This window comes from Limnohabitans radicicola, from assembly GCF_014837235.1.
In the GTDB taxonomy this organism is placed as follows: Bacteria; Pseudomonadota; Gammaproteobacteria; order Burkholderiales; family Burkholderiaceae_C; genus Limnohabitans_A; species Limnohabitans_A radicicola.
The window spans coordinates 1,009,939-1,027,403 of record NZ_JACYFT010000001.1 but is presented as its reverse complement, the minus strand read 5'-3'; the positions used below and the strand labels follow the sequence as shown (position 1 = coordinate 1,027,403).

Sequence of the window (17,465 nt, the reverse complement as noted above, 5' to 3'; positions counted from 1 at the left end):
GCTCTGACCCCCATTTCTGAAACGCCCGCAAGAGTCAAACCATGTCTATATTCACCGAAGACCAGATCCAGCAGCTCGCGCAAGAGCTCAACCAGTCCGAAAAATCGCGTGTGCAGATCGAGCACTTTTCCAAACGCTTCCCGGGCATGACCATCGAAGACGGCTACCGCATCAACCGCGCCTGGATGCAGATCAAGTTCGCCGAGGGCCGCACCATGATCGGCCACAAGATTGGCCTCACCAGTCGCGCCATGCAGGTGTCCAGCCAGATCGACGAGCCCGACTACGGCACGCTGCTGGACGACATGCTCTACACCTGCACACCCGGTCAGGTGCTGGACATCCCGCACCAGAACTTCATCGCCCCACGCGTCGAGGTGGAGCTGGCCTTCATCCTGAAGAAGGCACTGCGCGGCCCGAACGTGACGGTGGAGCAAGTGCTCGATGCCACCGAATACGTCACGCCCGCCATCGAGATCATCGACTCTCGCATCGAACAGTTCGACCGCCACACCAAGGTCATGCGCAAAGTGTTCGACACCATCAGCGATAACGCGGCCAATGCAGGCATCGTGCTGGGGGCCCAGCGGGTTGATCCATTGACCACCAATCTGCCCTGGTGCGGCGCCATCCTGCGCCAGAACGGCGTGGTCGAAGAAACCGGTCTGGCAGCGGGCGTTCAGGGGCACCCGGCCGTGGGCATCGCCTGGCTGGCCAACAAGCTCGCGCCTTGGGGCGAGCATTTGCAGGCGGGCGAAATCGTCCTTGCCGGCTCCTTCACCAAACCCGCGCCCGCCAAGGTGGGCGATGTGTTTGATGCCGACTATGGGCCATTGGGCCAACTTCAATTCCGTTTTGTCTGAGAGCTACGCCATGCAAACCCCTGTCAACACCTTCAAGCAAGCTCTGCGCGAGCGCCGTCCCCAGATCGGTCTGTGGATGGGCCTGGCCAGTGACTACAGCGCCGAAATCTGTGCGCTGGCCGGATTCGACTGGCTGGTCATCGATGGCGAACACTCGCCCAACAGCCTGAGCAGCATCCTGGCCCAGCTCAAGACCCTGGCCGCCTACCCGGGCAGCCATGCCGTGTGTCGCGTGCCCGTGGGTGAGACAGCGCTCATCAAGCAGTACCTGGACCTGGGCGCACAGAACATCCTGGTGCCCATGGTTGACACCCCTGAGCAGGCGGCCCAGCTGGTGCAAGCCATGCGTTACCCGCAAAACGATGGCCAGGGCGGTGTGCGCGGCATGGCCGGTGCCCGTGCGTCGCGCTGGGGCCATTACGCAGACTACTTCCAGCGTGCCAATGAAGAGGTGTGCCTGCTGGTGCAAGTCGAGTCGCTCGAAGCCCTGAAGAACCTGGACGCGATCGCCGCGACGCCGGGTGTGGACGGCGTGTTCATTGGGCCTGCCGATTTGTCGGCCAGCATGGGCCACGTGGGTAATGCGGCGCACCCCGAGGTGCAGGCGGCGATTGCCGATGCCATTGCGCGCATTCTCAAAGCGGGCAAGGCGCCCGGCATCCTCACGCCCGACCGGCAACTGGCTGCGCAGTACCTGCAGCTGGGGGCGGTTTTTGTGGCCGTGGGTCTGGACACGCAAATCCTGATGCGCCAGACCGCCGACCTGGCCGCGCATTTCAAGCAAGTGGTCGTGCCTGCGGCCACCCCGGGTCAAACCTATTGATGCGGCCATGAGCAACGAGCAGCCGCCCCGAAAATTCCGATCGGCCACGATCTACGGAGGCACGATCCGCGCCACCACGCGCAGTTTTTTGCATGCCCTGGGTCAGGACGAGGAAGACATCGCCCGCCCGCATGTGGGCGTGTTCCACACGGGCGGGGAGATGAGTCCCTGTAACCTCAACCTGCGGGAGCAGGCCCAGCATGCCAAGACCGGCATCTATGCCGCAGGCGGCACGCCGCACGAATGCCCGGTGGTGTCGGTGTCCGATGGCCTGACCATGGCGCATTCGGGCATGCGTTTTTCGCTGATCTCGCGCGAGCTGATCGCTGACAGTGTGGAGGCCTCGGTGCGTGGCCACCAGTGGGACGGCATCTTTGGCATTGGGGCCTGCGACAAGAACCTGCCGGGCCTGATGATGGGCATGGTGCGCTGCAATGTGCCCAGCGTGTTTGTGCACGGGGGCTCGGCCTTGCCTGGCCAGACCCCAGGTGTGCATGGCCGCGACCTGAACGTGGTCGACACCTACGAAACCATCGGCAAGGTGCTGGCCGGTGACGCCACACAGGACGAACTCGACGCCATCAGCCGCGCCTGCCTGCCCACAGCGGGTGCTTGCGCCGGGCAGTTTACGGCCAACACCATGGGCATGGTGTCTGAGGCGCTGGGCCTGGCCCCGATTGGCTCCAGCATGGTGCCTGCGGTCTTCAGCGAGCGGGCGCCTTTGCTGCGCCGCGCCGCCAAAACCCTGATGGCGGCGGTGATGGGCGACGCACCCCTGCCGCGCGACATCGTCACGCGCCAAGCACTCGAAAACGCCTGCGCCATCGTCTCCGCCACGGGCGGCTCGACCAATGCGGCGCTGCACATCCCGGCAATTGCCCACGAGGCGGGCATCCGCTTTCATCTGGACGATGTGGCCGAGGTGTTTGCGCGTACCCCGCTGATTGCCGATTTGCGCCCCGGCGGCCAATACCTGGCGCGCGACATGTTCTACATCGGTGGCGCAGGTGTGGTGCTGCGCGAATTGCTGCGCACGGGCCATCTGCATGGCGATGTGCTGACCTACACCGGCCGCACGCTGGCGCAGGAACTCGCCACGGCCAACGCGCCCGATGACCAGGTGGTGCGCTCGGTGGAGCAAGCCTTGTCGCTGGACGGCGGCCTGGCGGTGCTCAAGGGCAATTTGTGCCCTGACGGTGCACTGCTCAAGACCGCCGGGCTCAAGACCTTGGTGCACCAGGGCCCTGCGCGGGTGTTTGAATCCGAAGAGCAAGCCCAGGCCGCCGTGCAGGCCATGGCCTACCAGCCGGGCGATGTGATCGTGATTCGCAACGAAGGCCCCAAAGGCAGCCCCGGCATGCGCGAGATGCTGGGCATCACCGCCTTGCTGTACGGGCAGGGCATGGGCGACAAGGTGGCCTTGCTCACCGACGGACGGTTCTCTGGTGCTACGCGGGGTTTGTGCATTGGCTATGCGGGCCCCGAAGCGGCAGACCGAGGCCCGATTGCCGCGCTGCCCGATGGTGACCTGATCACCATCGACGCCCGCCCCGAGGCCCGCAGCATTGCCGTGCAGCTGAGCGACGCCGAACTGGCGCAGCGGCTGGCCCGCTGGTCCCCGTTCGCTGCAGCGCAGCGCGGGGGCCTGCTGGAAAAGTATGCTTTGACCGTCCGCCCCAGCCACCAGGGGGCGGTCACCCATTCGGGCGCAGTCCATTGGCTGCGCGATGAATCTTGATTTGTGAGCGTGTATTTCAACTTCAACCAGGAGACTTCCATGAGCATTTCCCGTCGTCAATTCGTTCAATCCACCAGCGCTGGCGCTTTGCTGGCCAGCTTGGGCCAGCAGGTCATGGCCCAGGCCCAGATCGAGAACTTCAAGATCGTCACTGGCTTTGCCGCTGGCGGCACCTCGGACACCACCTGCCGCCGTGTGGCTGCGCGATTGACCGGCAGCTACGCCAAGGCTGCAGTGGTTGAAAACAAGACCGGCGCAGGGGGGCAGATCGCCATCCAGTTCGTCAAGAGCCAACCGGCTGACGGCGCGACCATGCTGCAGACGCCCACCTCGATGCTGACCATCTACCCGCACATCTACAAAAAGCTCAGCTACGACCCAGCCACCGACCTGAGCCCCGTGTCGATCGCTTGCGTGTTCGACTTCGGCTTTGCCGTGGGCCCTGCCGTGCCTGAAAGCGTCAAGAACCTCAACGACTTCATGGCCTGGGCCAAAGCCAACCCCACACTCGCCAACTTCGGCTCGCCTGCCGCAGGCTCCACACCGCACTTTGTGGGTGCTTTGCTGGGCCGCCACGCGGGTGTCGAGATCAAGCATGTGGCCTACCGCGGCACACAGCCGGCCATGCTCGATTTGCTGGGTGGCCAGATCGCGGCCGTCAGTGGCCCCATTGGTGACATCACTCAACACCTGCCCACGGGCAAGGTGCGCATCTTGGCCACGTCGGGCGCCAAGCGCAACCGTTTTGCCCCCGATGTGCCCACCTACGCCGAGCAGGGCCTCAAGGACATGGTGCACAGCGAGTGGTTCGCCTTCTTCCTGCCCGCCAAGGCTGCGCCCGATGTGGTGGCGCGCCTGAACGCCGCGGTCAAGGCCGCACTGGCCTCCAAGGACGTGGTGGACGGTTTGGCCACCTTCGGTCTGGAAGCCCTGTCCAGCACCCCTGCCGAATTGTCCGAGCTGATTCGCAAGGACACCGCCAAGTGGGCACCCATCGTCAAGACCATCGGCTTCACCGCCGAGGCTTGAGTCTTTGATCCTGTCTGGAGTTCGCGCCATGAATGCCGTTTTGAAACCCGCGTCCACCCATGTCCCTGCACCTGCACACATGCACCCCGATGAATGGCAGGCGCGGCTCCAGCTGGCCAGTTGCTACCGCGTGTTTGCCATGCTCGGCTGGACCGAGATGATCTACAACCACATCACGCTGCGCCTGCCCGACAGCGTGACCGGTGGCGACAAGCAATTTTTGATCAACCCCTTTGGGCTGCACTACAGCGAAGTCACCGCCAGCAATCTGGTCAAGATCAACATGCAAGGCGATGTGCTGGACGGCTCGTCCCACAAGGTCAACCCCGCTGGCTTTGTGGTGCATGCCACGCTGCACGGCGGCATTGAGGGCGCGCACTGCGTGATGCACACCCACACCACCGCGGGTGTGGCGGTGGCTTGTCTCAAAGACGGCCTCTCGCAAAGCAACTTTTATTCGGCGCAACTGCACGGCATGGTGGCGTACCACGACTTCGAGGGCATCACCATCCATGCCGAAGAGGGGCCGCGTGTCTTGCAAAGCATCGGCAACAAGCCCGCCGTCATCCTGCGCAACCACGGCCTGTTGTCCTGGGGCACCACTTTGCCGCAGACATTTGCGATCCTGTGGACGCTGCAGCGTGCCTGCGAGATTCAGCTGGCCACACAAAGCATGGGTGCGCCGATCCCGGTGCCTGAAGCCATTGCTGCCAAGTGCACACGCGATGCGTTGCAGTTCAACCCCAACCACGGGGCGGGGCAAGACGTGTTCGATGCCTTGGTCCGTCAGGTGGATCGCATCGACAGTGGGTGGCGCGCATGAGCACACCGGCATTTCAAAAAATCGCCATCGTCGGCGCGGGCGCCATCGGCGGCTGGATGGGGGTGCACTTGGCACGCACAGGCGCGCAGCTCAGCGTGCTGGCGCGTGGCGACACCCTGGCGGCCCTGCAACAGCACGGTCTGCAACTGCACCAGGGCGGCACCCTGCACACGGTGTCGGTGAAGGCGTCCAACGATGCGGCCGTCTTGGGCGTGCAGGACTTGGTGGTGATCTCGGTCAAAGCCCCTGCGCTGTCTTCGGTGGCCGCACAGGTGGGGCCGCTGATCGGCCCGGACACCGTCGTGCTCACGGCCATGAACGGTGTGCCCTGGTGGTTTTTGCAAGGCTTTGGCGGGCCGGTGGCGGGTCGCACGCTCCAGTGCGTGGACCCCGAGGGCACCATTTCCCGCGCCTTGCCCGCGCAGCACATCATCGGCTGCGTGGTGCATGCCAGCTGCTCGGTCGATGCACCGGGCGTGATCCGCCACCACTTTGGCGATGGCCTGATCGTGGGTGAGCTCTCCGGGCAAGCCACGCCACGCGCGCAGGCCTTGCATGCCTTGCTCAAGCAAGCAGGTTTCAATGCCACGCTCTCACCACAGATTCAAAAAGACATTTGGTACAAGCTCTGGGGCAACATGACCGTCAACCCGGTCAGCGCCATCACTGGGGCCACCACCGACCAGATCCTAGACGACGCACTGGTGCGCGGTTTCATTTCGAGCGTGATGCTCGAAGCCAAGGCCATTGGCGAGCGCATCAGCATCCCAATCGATCAGAGCCCGGAAGACCGGCACGCCGTGACCCGCAAACTGGGGGCTTTCAAGACTTCCATGCTCCAGGATGTTCAGGCCCGCAAGCCGATTGAGCTGGATGCTTTGGTGGGCGCGGTGCGCGAATTGGGGCAAATGACGGGTGTCCACACGCCATTCACCGACGCTTTGATGGGTTTAACTCGGGTATTCGTTAAAAATTTACAAAATTAGTACATATGTGTTGTTAAAAAATCTAAAATCACCATTTTAAATAAGATTCTTTAATAGACAGTAAAACTGGTTTTTGCAATAATTCAGCCATCGACATCGCAAAACGCGAGGTCAGAGGAGAAAAATCATGTGGATGTCTGTTGTTGTGGTTGTCTTGTTGTCTTTGGTGGTTTTGGCGCTGTATCTGAAAACGGTGCGTGATATCCAGCAAGAAGAAAAAGAAGAAGCGATGGCGCGCACCGAGCGTTTCCGTCAGCACATCCAGTCCCGCGAGTGGGCTGGCGCCTGATTCGTTTCTAACGCTGGCGCTAAGCTGCAGTCGCCAGCATGTCACCGCCTCCAGGGGGCAGGCGGTTAAATTCTCTGAATGACCGAGTCCCCCTCACGCCCGGCCCTGTCGGCCACCGCCTTCCTCACCCTCTTGCTGATTGCCCTGATGATGGGCGCCAACCATGTGTCGGCCCGTTTGGCCTTCAACCATGGGGTCGATGTGGTCACGGCGGTGAGTTTTCGCAGCGGCGTCACCGCTTTGGTGGTCGGCCTCATCCTCTGGCAGCAGCAGGTTTCCCTGGCGCTGACGTCTCGCCACAAAAAATTCCTCCCCTTGATCGGCGCACTGATCGCCGTTCAGAGTGTTTGCCTGTACTCCTCGGTGGCCCGGCTGCCTGTGGCCCTGGCGCTGCTGGTGTTCAACACTTACCCCCTCTCAACCGCTTTTTGGGCTCGCATGCTCTATGGACACCGCCCTGAGCGCGCCGTGCTCTTGTCCATGCCGGTCATGCTGATCGGTCTGGCCTTGGCGCTCGATGTGCTGGGCGCGGCTTCGGGTCTGGGCGCGGCTGCCCATTGGGGGCAAATTGGCGCGGGCGTGGTGTTTGCCATGGGGGCATCGGCCACATTCGGTTTGGCCATGGTGCTCACGCAATACGAAGCCGGAGACCTCGATGGCCGTTTGCGCACCTTCACCACCATGGCCCAGGTGGCCGTGCTGGCCTCGCTCACGGCGGCGGCGACCGGGGGCTTTCACCTGCCAGTGGACGCGCTGGGTTGGTGGGGGTTGTGCTTGCTGACCTTCCTGTACGGCACGGCCTTCACCATCATGTTCATCGTCCTGCCCAAGCTGGGCGTGGTGGGCAACTCGCCCATCATGAATGTGGAGCCGGTGTTTGCCCTGGTGCTGGCCTGGGCCTTGCTCGGCCAGTCGATCGCGCCGATGCAGCTGGCCGGAGCGGCCATCGTGGTGGGCACCGTGGTGGCGCTGGGTTTGCGCAAGCGCTGACCAGCCCCGTTTTACCTGGGTGCTGTTCCAGCGCCGTCAAACGCCATCTTCTGCGCCTTGCTTGAATTGCAGGGCCCGGTCGTACAACACGTTTTTGGATTCACCTGAAATTTCTGCGGCCAGCTTGACCGCTGTCTTCAGCGGCAATTCGGGCAGCAGGAGCCGGAGCACCCGCTCGCCTTCGCCAGTCGACGTGGTCACGGGGGCGTCGTGCAGCACCAGGGCGAATTCACCGCGCTGGCGTTCGGGTTTTTCGGCCAGCCAGGCGGCCAGGTCTTGTGCTGGCAGTGTTGCGATTTGCTCAAACTGCTTGGTCAACTCGCGCCCGATGGTGATGCGGCGCTCCCCCAGCACACCCAGGGCTTGTGCCAGGGCCTCGATGCGGTGCGGCGCTTCAAGCAGCACCACGGCGCGCGGCTCGGCCGCCAGGGCCTGCACCGCACTTTGGCGCTCTGCGGCCTTGGACGGCAGGAAGCCCGCAAACACAAAACCGTGGTCGCCCGTCATGCCGGAGGCGCTGAGCACGGTCACCACGCTGCTGGCCCCGGGCAAAGGCAGCACGCGGTAACCCGCCGCGCGCACGGTCGCCACCAGCCGGGCGCCGGGGTCGCTGATGGCGGGGGTGCCCGCATCGCTCACATAGGCCACGCGCTGGCCTTGGGCCAGCTTGTCCAGCACCCCTTGGGCGGCTTCGGCTTCGTTGTGCTGGTGCACCGCCAACAGCTGACCTCCAGGACGGTCCAGACCGTAGGCGCGCAGCAGTTGCTGGGTGTGGCGTGTGTCTTCGCAGGCCACGGCATCGACCAGGCGCAGCACCTGCAGGGCACGCAGGCTGATGTCGGCCAGGTTGCCAATCGGGGTGGCCACCACATACAGTGTGTGGGTCGGGTGGTTTTGCGATCCGGCAGCGTCTTGCGCGGCCTCCAGGGCCCGGGCAAACGAAGCGGTCAAGGGAGAAGAAGTCAATGCAATTCCTTCAACAGGGCAAGGCAGGCACCCCTGCCACCACCAAAGCCCGCGGAGATGCGGGCGAAGACGAGGCGCTGGCCTATTTGCAGGACCAAGGCTTGCGGTTGTTGCAGCGCAATTATCGGACGCCCGGGCGCGGTGGCGGCGAAATCGATTTGATCATGCAGTCGGCCGACGGCACGGTGGTGTTCGTCGAGGTCCGCAAGCGCAGCCGCAGCGACTTTGGCGGGGCGGGCGCCAGCATCGGGCGCACCAAGCAGCAGCGCATCGTCTTTGCTGCGCGCCACTACCTGATGCGCTGGCGCCGCATGCCACCCACGCGTTTTGACGTGGTGCTGCTTGAGGGGACGGGCCCGGTCTGGTTGCAAGCCGCCTTTGACGCCAGCTGACAGGCCGACGCCATTCACAAGCGGAAACGCAAAATCTGTCAATTCAAGTGGTACAGGCCAAGGCGGCGGTTATCATCCGCGCCATGTTAGACCTGCGCATCCAGCAACACTTCATCGACAGTGCCGACCTGCATTACCAGGTGGCCGAAGCCTTGGCCAAACCCGTGGACGCGGCGGTACAAGCCGTGCTGGCCAGTGTCACGGGTGGGGGCAAGGTGTTGGTGGCGGGTTTGGGTGCATCCGCTGCGCTGGCGCAGTATTTGGCACATTTGCTGGTGGGTGGTTTTGAGCGCGAGCGGCCCGGTCTGGCGGCGCTCGCCTTGTCGGCCGATGCACTGACGGCCACCGCCTGGCCCGATGACCAGACCCTGGCGCGCCAGGTGCGGGCGCTGGGCCAGACTGGCGATGTGCTGGTGCTCATCAGCCTGGATGGCCAGGAGCCTGCCTTGTTGCAGGCCGTGCAGGCCGCCCATGAGCGCGAGATGACCGTGCTGGCCCTGACCGGCGGCCACGGCGGCGCGGTCGGCAAGCAGCTGCGCGAGACCGATGTGCATGTCGGTGTGCCCCACGAGCGGGGTGCGAGAATACGTGAGGTGCAGCACCTGGTGCTGCACTGTTTGTGTGATGGAATCGATACCCAGTTGCTGGGTGAACAGGAGCCTTTGGAATGAAAACCGCTATGAAACTGCCCTTGCTGTCGTGTGTTTTGGTCGGCGCTGTTTTGTCCGGTCTGTCCGGTTGTGCGCCCCTGATCGTGGGCGGCGCCGTGATGACGGGTGTGGTCGCCACCGACCGCCGCACGGCGGGTACGCAACTCGAGGACGAAGCGATTGAGTTGAAGGTGGCCAGTGCCGTGCGCCAGAACCTGGGCGATCGCGTGCACCTGAATGTGACGAGCTTCAACCGTCAGGTGTTGCTCAGCGGTGAGGCCGCCACTGCCGCCGACCGTGAACGCGTCGAGAAGCTGGCGCAGAGCCAGGAAAACGTCAAAACCGTGGTCAATGACCTGGCTGTTATGGCCCCCAGCAGCTTGACCCAGCGCACCAAAGACACCGTGACCACCAGTCAGATCAAGGCGGCCTTCATCGACGCCAAGGACCTGCAGTCCAACAGCATCAAGGTCGTGACCGAACGCGGCGTGGTGTACCTGATGGGCCGCGTGACCCAGCGCGAAGCCAAGCGCGCCACCGACATTGCCCGCAGTGTGGGCGGCGTGGCCAAAGTGGTGCGGGTGTTTGAAGACATCTCCGAAGAAGAACTCAAGCGCCTGAGCCAGCCGCCCATGGGCAAGTGAACTGTCCACGGCCTGAACGCCCATGAAAAACGGCCCGGTGTTTCCACCGGGCCGTTTTGTTTTGCGGTGAACCGTTTTCAGCGCAGGCGTCGAATCAGGCTGGAGGTGTCCCAGCGGCCGCCGCCCATTTTCTGCACATCGGCGTAAAACTGATCCACCAGCGCCGTCACAGGCAGGCGCGCGCCGTTGCGCTTGGCTTCGTCCAGCACCAGGCCCAGGTCCTTGCGCATCCAGTCGACGGCAAAACCGAAATCGAATTTGTCGTCGGCCATGGTCTTGCCGCGGTTGTCCAGTTGCCAGCTCTGCGCAGCGCCCTTGCCAATCACGTCCAGCACCTGATGCATGTCCAGCCCCGCCTGCTGGCCAAAGGCCACGGCTTCGGACAGGCCTTGCACCAGCCCGGCGATGCAGATCTGATTGACCATCTTGGCCAGCTGGCCCGCGCCCGACTCGCCCAGCAGGGTGAAGGCCCGCGAGAACGCCATGGCCGCGGGCTTGACGTTGTCGAAAGCCGCTGCGTCACCGCCGCACATGACGGTGAGCATGCCGTTTTGGGCACCCGCCTGGCCGCCCGAGACAGGCGCGTCGATGAACTGCAAGCCTATTTTTTGGGCTTGGGCCGACAGCTCACGGGCCACCGATGCCGAGGCGGTGGTGTGGTCTACAAAGATTGCGCCGTGCTTCATGCCGGCAAAGGCACCGTCGGCGCCGAGCACCACGCTGCGCAGATCATCGTCGTTGCCCACACAGGCGAACACGATGTCCGCGCCTGCAGCCGCTTCGCGTGGGGTGGGGGCACTGGCGTTGCCGGGGCACTCGGCCACCCAGGCCGCCGCTTTGGCCGCGCTGCGGTTGTACACGGTGACCTGGTGGCCCGCACGGGCCAGGTGCCCAGCCATGGGGTAGCCCATGACGCCCAGGCCCAAAAAGGCCACCTTGCGGGCAGGGGTGGGTTCGTAGGTTTTGGCAGCGATTTGGCTCATGGACAGTCCCGGTCAGTAGATCAAAAGCTGAGAATTTAGCAGCATGGGCGTCTGCGTGGGGTCGCCATGGTGGCTTGCACCTGGCAGCAGGTCGGGTTTTGGTACGCTCAGGCCATGAACGCTTTCATTGCTGAGAATCTGGCGCAGGTCCACGCGCACATCGAGGCGGCTTGCCAGGCGGCGGGTCGGCCTGCGAGCAGCGTACAACTGCTTGCCGTCTCCAAGACCTGGGGGCCGGACGCCGTGCGGGCCGCCCACACGGCTGGGCAAACCGCCTTTGGCGAGAACTACATCCAGGAAGCGGTGGACAAGATCGATGCGCTGCGCGATTTGCCGCTTGTGTGGCACTGCATCGGCCCGATCCAGAGCAACAAGACACGGCTGGTGGCCGAGCACTTTGACTGGGTGCACAGCATCGATCGCTTCAAGATCGCCCAGCGCCTGTCAGAGCAGCGCCCCGATCACCTGCCGCCTTTGCAGGTGTGCATCCAGGTCAATGTGGACGGCGGAGCCAACAAATCGGGCGTGAGTCCGCAGGAGCTGCCTGCGCTGGCGCAGGCGGTGGCGGCACTGCCGCGCCTGCAACTGCGTGGGCTCATGACCATTCCCGAACCGGCTGAGACCGAGGCGCAGATGCGTGCCGTGCACCGCGAGGCCAAAGACCTGTTTGACAGCTTGCGCGCCCGGGGCTTGCCGCTGGACACGCTGTCGATGGGCATGAGCGCCGACATGAGCGCCGCCATCGCCGAGGGCAGCACCATGGTGCGGGTGGGCACGGCGATTTTTGGCCAGCGCTGACACCTTCAGAATGACCTTGTCCCGAATTTGACCGTGGGCCAGGGGCGGGGCACCCCACAATGGCCCGATGCAAAAAATACATTCCCCCCTTCAGGCGCAGGTGGTGCAGTGGCTGGTCCGACCAGGCGAGCCCGTGGCCGCTGGCGATGTGCTGGTGATTCTGGAAGCCATGAAGATGGAGCACGAAATCCGTGCCGACCATGGCGGCTGTTTGGGGGAAGTGTTCTACCGAGCGGGCGAGGCGGTGGCCGAAGGCGATGTGCTGGCGATGCTGGCCGAGGGCGAGGCCCCCGCGACCGTGGCCGCGAATATTGCTGCGAGTGCCCCCGAGGGCGTTGCTGCTGCCCCTGCTGTGACCACTGCGCCCAGTCCAGGGTCCAGTTCAGTGGCAGCGCCTGTGCAGGCGCCTGCAAAGGCGCGTGCCGACCTGCAAAAACTGCAAGACCGCCAGGCCTTCACCCAGGACGCGCAGCGCCCTGAAGCCGTGGCCAAGCGCCACGCCTTGGGGCTGCGTACGGCCCGCGAGAACATTGCTGACCTGTGCGACGAAGGCTCCTTCATCGAATACGGCGCGCTGGCCGTGGCCGCGCAAAGCCGCCGCCGCACGGCGGACGACCTGATGCGCAACACCCCGGCGGACGGCATGGTCACGGGCATTGGCACAGTCAACGGCCAGCGCGTGGTGGTCATGGCCTACGACTTCACCGTGCTGGCGGGCACGCAGGGCATGCGCAACCACCAAAAGACCGACCGCATGCTGGGCATCGCCTTGCAGCACCAGCTGCCCGTGGTGCTGTTTGCTGAGGGCGGCGGTGGTCGCCCGGGCGATGTGGACATGCCCATCGTGGCGGGCCTGCATGTGGGCACCTTCGCCTCGTTTGCCCGCCTCAATGGCCAGGTGCCGGTGGTGGGCGTGGTGGCCGGGCGCTGCTTTGCGGGCAACGCCGCCTTGCTCGGCTGCTCGGACGTGATCATTGCCACCCGCGACAGCAACATCGGCATGGGTGGCCCGGCCATGGTCGAGGGCGGTGGTCTGGGGGTCTACAAACCCGAGCAGATTGGCCCGAGTGGCGTGCAGCACGGCAACGGCGTGATCGATGTGCTGGTGGAGACGGAAGCGCAGGCGGTGGCGGCAGCCCGGCATTACCTCTCGTTTTTTCAGGGCGTCCAGTCCGACTGGCAGGCACCCCCTGCGTACGCGCTGCGCGACGTGGTGCCCGAAAACCGCTTGCGCGTGTACGACACGCGCGCGGCCATGCAGGGCACGGCCGACGTGGGCAGCCTCTTGATGCTGCGCACGGGCTTTGGCGTGGGCATCCACACGGCGCTGGCCCGCATCGAAGGCCGCCCGGTGGGCCTGATGGCCAACAACCCGCACCACCTGGGGGGTGCGATTGACGCCGATGCCGCGGACAAGGCGGCGCGCTTCATGCAGCTGTGCAATGCGCACGGCCTGCCCATCGTGAGTCTGGTGGACACGCCCGGCTTCATGGTCGGGCCCGACATCGAGACCCAGGCCCAAGTGCGGCACGTCTCGCGCATGTTCATTGCGGCGGCCCATCTGCGCGTGCCCTACCTGAGTGTGGTGCTGCGCAAAGGCTATGGCCTGGGCGCCATGGCCATGACGGCGGGCGGGTTCCACGAGCCGCTGTGCCATGTGGCCTGGCCCACGGGCGAGTTCGGTGCCATGGGGCTGGAAGGTGCGGTGCGTCTGGGCTTTCGCAAGGAACTCGAAGCGGTGCCCGAAGGCGCGGAGCGCGAGGCGCTGTTTCAGAAGTTGCTGGCGCAGCAGTACGAAGGCGGCAGCGCCATCAACATGGCCGCGACGCTCGAAATCGACGCCGTCATCGATCCAGCAGACACGCGCGCCTGGCTGGTGGCAGGATTGCAGGCCGGGCGGGTGACGGACGTCGATCGCCCGCTGGCCATCGACACCTGGTGAGCTGCCCCTCTGGAGGGGGTCAGAACCTGGGCAAGTCCGAGTGCTTGATCTGACCGGCGCGCACCAGCATCTTGCCGTACTCGGCGCAGCGGTGCAGCGTGGGGATCACCTTGCCGGGATTGAGCAGGCCTTGTGGATCAAAAGCGCGTTTGACGGCGAACATCTGCGCGTTTTCTTCGGCAGAGAACTGCACGCACATGCTGTTCACTTTTTCGATGCCCACGCCATGCTCGCCCGTGACGGTGCCGCCCATGGCCACGCTGGTCTCCAGAATGTCGGCACCAAACAACTCGCAGCGGCGCAACTGGTCGGGGTCGTTGGCATCGAAGAGGATCAATGGGTGCAGGTTGCCATCGCCCGCATGGAACACGTTTAGGCAACGCAGCGCGTACTTTTCTTCCATCTCGGAGATAGCCTGCAGGATATCGGCCAGGCGCTTGCGCGGTATGGTCGAGTCCATGCACATGTAGTCGGGGCTGATGCGGCCCGACGCCGGGAAGGCGTTCTTGCGCCCGCTCCAGAATTTCATGCGCTGGGCTTCGTCGCGGCTGACGGTGATGGCGGTGGCCCCACAGCCGCGCAGCACCTCGCTCATGCGGCCGATTTCTTCTTCGACTTCTTCGGGCGTGCCGTCGCTCTCGCACAAAAGAATAGCGGCGGCGCTCAGGTCGTAGTCGGCATGCACAAAGTCCTCGACGGCGGCGGTCATGGGGCCGTCCATCATCTCGAGGCCTGCCGGGATGATGCCCGCCGCGATCACGGCGGCTACGGCGTCACCCGCTTTGCGCACGTCGTCAAAGCTGGCCATGATGCAGCGGGCCAGTTGCGGTTTGGGCACCAGTTTGACGGTGACTTCGGTGGTCACGGCCAGCATGCCTTCGCTGCCCACCAGCACGGCCAGCAGGTCGTAGCCCGGGGTGTCCAGTGCGTCGCTGCCGAACTCGATCGGATCGCCTTCGATGGTGAAGCCTCTGACTTTGAGCACGTTGTGCACCGTCAGGCCGTACTTGAGGCAGTGCACACCGCCCGAGTTCTCAGCCACATTGCCGCCAATCGTGCAGGCGATCTGGCTGGACGGGTCGGGCGCGTAGTACAGGCCGTAGGGTGCCGCCGCTTCGCTGATGGCGAGGTTGCGCACGCCGCACTGCACGACCGCTGTGCGGCTCACGGGGTCCACGGTCTTGATTTGGTTGAAGCGCGCCATCGACAGCGTCACGCCCATGCGGTGGGGCATGGCGCCGCCCGAAAGGCCCGTGCCCGCGCCGCGGGCCACCACAGGCACTTGCAGCGCGTGGCAGGCCTTGAGTACAGCTTGCACCTGGGCCTCGGTCTCGGGCAAGGCCACCACCAGCGGCCGCTCGCGGTAGGCGGTCAGGCCGTCGCATTCGTAGGGCGTGGTGTCTTCGGGGGTGTAGAGGATGGCGTCGGCGGGCAACACTCGGCCGAGGGCCTGCACTACAGCGCGTTGGCGCTCGGCACGTTCGGTGGCGGTCAGTTCACGGGTTTCGGCAGGGGTGTTGGCGCTCATGGGCATTCAAGACCTTGAAGGAATGCCCAACTGTACGCGCAAGCCTGGCGGGCAGGGCTGAAGAATCTTTGATGGACTTGTGAATTTGAACTCAAGCGGTGCAGAAAATGTGCGAGCCCCGCCCTTGGGGCGAATGCCTGTAGGTGGTTGACGTCCTGTCGCGGCTGGGGGCGCTCCTGCAAGGGGCTTCAGGCCAGTGCGCTTTTGAGCCAGTCGGCAAAGGTGGCACATTCCCAGCGCTCCATGGTGCCGGTGCGCCAGCACAGGTAGTGGGCGTGTGGGCTGGGCACGTTGCGGTCAAACAAGCGCACGAGCTGACCACTTTCCAGCCAGGGGGCACCCAGTTTGGTGCGGATCAGCCCGATGCCCAGGCCTTGTGCGGCAGCGTCGCACATCAGTCCGATGTCGTTGAAAGATGAGCCATCGATGGGTTCAGGCCAGTCCAAGTCATGGGCAGCGAACCAGGTTCGCCAGGGCTCCAGTGGGCTGCGCAGCAGGGGCTGGCCTTGCAGGTCTTCCACGCTGGTAAAGGGGCCGTTCTCGCGCAACCAGGCTGGGGAAGCAAGGGGGGTGATGTCATCCTTGGCCAGGCAGACGTGTTCCACATCCGAGTAGCGCCCTGTGCCAAAACGCACCGTCAGATCGGCGTCTTCGGCCACCACGTCCAGCAGGGGAATGCTCACTTGCAGCGTGATATCGATCTCGGGATAGGCATCCAGAAAATGCTTCAGCCGCGGCATCAACACGGAGCGCGCAAAGGTGGGTGTGACCGCCAGTCGCAGTTTGCGGCGGCCAGGGGTGCTGTTGGCGCTGGGAAAGCGTTGGAGTGAGACCAGCCCCTCTCGGACATGGGCCAAATACTCGTTGCCTTCCGTGGTCAGCGAAAAATCGGCCCGACCGAACAGTTTGGTGCCGATGATTTGTTCCAGCTGCTTGACGCGGTGGCTCACCGCGCTGGGCGTCACGCACAGCTCTTCGGCGGCCTGCGTCACGCTGCGCAGACGTGCCAGTGCCTCAAAGGTCAAGAGGCACTGGATGGGCGGGATGCGCGAGGCGTTGCTCATGACGTGGTCGGCAGGGGCTTTTCTGAGAGGGTGACTCTGAAAATATTACTTGAAGATCACGGTCTTGTGGCCGTTGAGCAGCACACGGTGCTCGCTGTGCCACTTGACGGCGCGGGCCAGCACCTGGCTTTCGGTGTCGCGACCGATGGTGGTCAGGTCTTCCACGGTCTTGCTGTGGTCCACGCGGGCCACGTCCTGCTCGATGATCGGGCCTTCGTCGAGGTCGGCCGTCACATAGTGGGCAGTGGCGCCGATCAGCTTCACGCCGCGGTCGTGCGCTTGGTAGTAGGGCTTGGCCCCCTTGAAACTGGGCAAAAAGCTGTGGTGGATGTTGATGGCGCGGCCCGACAGCTTGCGGCAGAGGTCGTCGCTCAGGATTTGCATGTAGCGCGCGAGCACCACCAGCTCGGCGCCTTCGGCCTGGATGATCTCGTACTGCTTGGCTTCGACCTGCGCCTTGGTGTCGGCCGTGACCGGGATGTGGTGAAACGGCACGTTGTAGCTGGCCGCCAGTTGGTAGAACTCGCGGTGGTTGCTCACGATGGCACGGATGTCCAGGGGCAGCAGGCCGCTCTTCCAGCGGAACAGCAAGTCGTTCAGGCAATGGCCTTCCTTGCTGACCATGATCACGGTGCGCATCGGCTGGGCGGTGGTGTGCAGGTTCCACTGCATCTGGAAGGTCTGGGCCAGCGCGCCCAACTGCTCACGCAGGGCCTCGGCCCCGATCTGATCACATGCAAACTGCACCCGCATGAAGAACAGGCCTGTGTCATGGTCGTTGTACTGGGCGGCCTCTTCGATGTTGCCGCCACGCTCCAGCAAAAAACCGGAAACGGCATGCACGATGCCGGTTCGGTCAGGGCAGGACAGCGTGAGGATGTAGGTCGTGGTCATGGAGGCAACAGACGGTGTAACGGTATGGGGGCGTATTGTAGAGACTGCCCCCGAACAGGGCGC

18 protein-coding genes are annotated in these 17,465 nt (G+C 64.2%); 13 read left to right on the top strand and 5 right to left on the bottom strand.

The features are described 5' to 3' along the window. Positions 1 to 41: 41 nt before the first annotated feature. The 8 genes from hpaH (at position 42) to IC609_RS05000 (ending at position 7,541) form a co-directional block, all read left to right on the top strand. Complete coding sequence (gene hpaH / locus IC609_RS05035) at positions 42 to 863, top strand: 2-oxo-hept-4-ene-1,7-dioate hydratase (RefSeq protein WP_225223987.1); 822 nt, start codon at positions 42 to 44, stop codon at positions 861 to 863. A gap of 10 nt (positions 864 to 873) precedes the next feature. Next, positions 874 to 1,686: an aldolase/citrate lyase family protein gene (locus IC609_RS05030; RefSeq protein ID WP_191818334.1), complete on the top strand. Its 813-nt coding sequence runs from the start codon at positions 874 to 876 to the stop codon at positions 1,684 to 1,686. A 7-nt stretch (positions 1,687 to 1,693) separates the two neighbouring features. Continuing rightward, positions 1,694 to 3,424, top strand: coding sequence for a dihydroxy-acid dehydratase (gene ilvD / locus IC609_RS05025; RefSeq protein WP_191818333.1), 1,731 nt, complete (start codon positions 1,694 to 1,696; stop codon positions 3,422 to 3,424). 39 nt (positions 3,425 to 3,463) lie between these two features. Beyond that, positions 3,464 to 4,453: a Bug family tripartite tricarboxylate transporter substrate binding protein gene (locus tag IC609_RS05020; RefSeq protein WP_191818332.1), complete on the top strand. Its 990-nt coding sequence runs from the start codon at positions 3,464 to 3,466 to the stop codon at positions 4,451 to 4,453. Positions 4,454 to 4,481: 28 nt separating this feature from the next. Continuing rightward, positions 4,482 to 5,276, top strand: a complete 795-nt coding sequence (locus IC609_RS05015; protein WP_191818331.1) for a class II aldolase/adducin family protein — start codon at positions 4,482 to 4,484, stop codon at positions 5,274 to 5,276. Beyond that, on the top strand, positions 5,273 to 6,262 hold the full coding sequence (locus IC609_RS05010; RefSeq protein ID WP_191818330.1) for a 2-dehydropantoate 2-reductase: 990 nt from the start codon (positions 5,273 to 5,275) through the stop codon (positions 6,260 to 6,262). Before IC609_RS05015 ends, IC609_RS05010 begins: the two co-directional genes overlap by 4 nt. Before the next feature lie 127 nt (positions 6,263 to 6,389). Further along, on the top strand, positions 6,390 to 6,551 hold the full coding sequence (locus IC609_RS05005) for a hypothetical protein (RefSeq protein ID WP_191818329.1): 162 nt from the start codon (positions 6,390 to 6,392) through the stop codon (positions 6,549 to 6,551). Between the two features lie 78 nt (positions 6,552 to 6,629). Beyond that, the gene (locus IC609_RS05000; protein WP_191818328.1) at positions 6,630 to 7,541 is read left to right on the top strand and encodes a DMT family transporter; all 912 of its coding nucleotides are present in this window, start codon (positions 6,630 to 6,632) and stop codon (positions 7,539 to 7,541) included. Between the two features lie 36 nt (positions 7,542 to 7,577). Here the strand turns inward: IC609_RS05000 and rsmI are convergent, their stop codons facing one another. Next, positions 7,578 to 8,492: a 16S rRNA (cytidine(1402)-2'-O)-methyltransferase gene (gene rsmI, locus IC609_RS04995; protein ID WP_191818912.1), complete on the bottom strand. Its 915-nt coding sequence runs from the start codon at positions 8,490 to 8,492 to the stop codon at positions 7,578 to 7,580. Between the two features lie 14 nt (positions 8,493 to 8,506). Between rsmI and IC609_RS04990 the strand changes: the two genes are divergently transcribed. The 3 genes from IC609_RS04990 (at position 8,507) to IC609_RS04980 (ending at position 10,193) form a co-directional block, all read left to right on the top strand. Next, a complete protein-coding gene (locus IC609_RS04990) occupies positions 8,507 to 8,899 on the top strand; it encodes a YraN family protein (RefSeq protein WP_191818327.1) in 393 nt (130 codons plus the stop codon). Positions 8,900 to 8,982: 83 nt separating this feature from the next. Further along, positions 8,983 to 9,570, top strand: a complete 588-nt coding sequence (locus tag IC609_RS04985) for an SIS domain-containing protein (RefSeq protein ID WP_191818326.1) — start codon at positions 8,983 to 8,985, stop codon at positions 9,568 to 9,570. Between the two features lie 8 nt (positions 9,571 to 9,578). Then, positions 9,579 to 10,193, top strand: coding sequence for a BON domain-containing protein (locus IC609_RS04980; RefSeq protein WP_191818911.1), 615 nt, complete (start codon positions 9,579 to 9,581; stop codon positions 10,191 to 10,193). 77 nt (positions 10,194 to 10,270) lie between these two features. Here IC609_RS04980 and IC609_RS04975 read toward each other — a convergent pair whose 3' ends face one another. Further along, the gene (locus IC609_RS04975; protein ID WP_191818325.1) at positions 10,271 to 11,176 is read right to left on the bottom strand and encodes an NAD(P)-dependent oxidoreductase; all 906 of its coding nucleotides are present in this window, start codon (positions 11,174 to 11,176) and stop codon (positions 10,271 to 10,273) included. 114 nt (positions 11,177 to 11,290) lie between these two features. Here IC609_RS04975 and IC609_RS04970 point away from each other — a divergent pair, with 114 nt between their 5' ends. After that, positions 11,291 to 11,974, top strand: coding sequence for a YggS family pyridoxal phosphate-dependent enzyme (locus IC609_RS04970; protein WP_191818324.1), 684 nt, complete (start codon positions 11,291 to 11,293; stop codon positions 11,972 to 11,974). Positions 11,975 to 12,050: 76 nt separating this feature from the next. Further along, positions 12,051 to 13,916: a carboxyl transferase domain-containing protein gene (locus IC609_RS04965; protein ID WP_333473660.1), complete on the top strand. Its 1,866-nt coding sequence runs from the start codon at positions 12,051 to 12,053 to the stop codon at positions 13,914 to 13,916. 19 nt (positions 13,917 to 13,935) lie between these two features. Here the strand turns inward: IC609_RS04965 and IC609_RS04960 are convergent, their stop codons facing one another. The 3 genes from IC609_RS04960 to purU form a co-directional block, all read right to left on the bottom strand. After that, positions 13,936 to 15,444 carry an FAD-linked oxidase C-terminal domain-containing protein gene (locus tag IC609_RS04960; RefSeq protein WP_191818322.1) on the bottom strand — a complete coding sequence of 503 codons (1,509 nt, stop codon included), beginning with the start codon at positions 15,442 to 15,444 and terminating at the stop codon, positions 13,936 to 13,938. A 188-nt stretch (positions 15,445 to 15,632) separates the two neighbouring features. Further along, on the bottom strand, positions 15,633 to 16,508 hold the full coding sequence (locus IC609_RS04955) for a LysR substrate-binding domain-containing protein (protein WP_191818321.1): 876 nt from the start codon (positions 16,506 to 16,508) through the stop codon (positions 15,633 to 15,635). Between the two features lie 45 nt (positions 16,509 to 16,553). Further along, complete coding sequence (gene purU, locus IC609_RS04950; protein ID WP_191818320.1) at positions 16,554 to 17,402, bottom strand: formyltetrahydrofolate deformylase; 849 nt, start codon at positions 17,400 to 17,402, stop codon at positions 16,554 to 16,556. Positions 17,403 to 17,465 lie beyond the last annotated feature (63 nt).

Bases quoted from the DNA above. Each gene is read 5' to 3' on its own strand.
- hpaH (WP_225223987.1), top strand. From the start codon at position 42: ATGTCTATATTCACCGAAGACCAGATCCAGCAGCTCGCGCAAGAGCTC.
- IC609_RS05030 (WP_191818334.1), top strand. From the start codon at position 874: ATGCAAACCCCTGTCAACACCTTCAAGCAAGCTCTGCGCGAGCGCCGT.
- ilvD (WP_191818333.1), top strand. From the start codon at position 1,694: ATGAGCAACGAGCAGCCGCCCCGAAAATTCCGATCGGCCACGATCTAC.
- IC609_RS05020 (WP_191818332.1), top strand. From the start codon at position 3,464: ATGAGCATTTCCCGTCGTCAATTCGTTCAATCCACCAGCGCTGGCGCT.
- IC609_RS05015 (WP_191818331.1), top strand. From the start codon at position 4,482: ATGAATGCCGTTTTGAAACCCGCGTCCACCCATGTCCCTGCACCTGCA.
- IC609_RS05010 (WP_191818330.1), top strand. From the start codon at position 5,273: ATGAGCACACCGGCATTTCAAAAAATCGCCATCGTCGGCGCGGGCGCC.
- IC609_RS05005 (WP_191818329.1), top strand. From the start codon at position 6,390: ATGTGGATGTCTGTTGTTGTGGTTGTCTTGTTGTCTTTGGTGGTTTTG.
- IC609_RS05000 (WP_191818328.1), top strand. From the start codon at position 6,630: ATGACCGAGTCCCCCTCACGCCCGGCCCTGTCGGCCACCGCCTTCCTC.
- IC609_RS04990 (WP_191818327.1), top strand. From the start codon at position 8,507: ATGCAATTCCTTCAACAGGGCAAGGCAGGCACCCCTGCCACCACCAAA.
- IC609_RS04985 (WP_191818326.1), top strand. From the start codon at position 8,983: ATGTTAGACCTGCGCATCCAGCAACACTTCATCGACAGTGCCGACCTG.
- IC609_RS04980 (WP_191818911.1), top strand. From the start codon at position 9,579: ATGAAACTGCCCTTGCTGTCGTGTGTTTTGGTCGGCGCTGTTTTGTCC.
- IC609_RS04975 (WP_191818325.1), bottom strand. From the start codon at position 11,176: ATGAGCCAAATCGCTGCCAAAACCTACGAACCCACCCCTGCCCGCAAG.
- IC609_RS04970 (WP_191818324.1), top strand. From the start codon at position 11,291: ATGAACGCTTTCATTGCTGAGAATCTGGCGCAGGTCCACGCGCACATC.
- IC609_RS04960 (WP_191818322.1), bottom strand. From the start codon at position 15,444: ATGAGCGCCAACACCCCTGCCGAAACCCGTGAACTGACCGCCACCGAA.
- IC609_RS04955 (WP_191818321.1), bottom strand. From the start codon at position 16,508: ATGAGCAACGCCTCGCGCATCCCGCCCATCCAGTGCCTCTTGACCTTT.
- purU (WP_191818320.1), bottom strand. From the start codon at position 17,402: ATGACCACGACCTACATCCTCACGCTGTCCTGCCCTGACCGAACCGGC.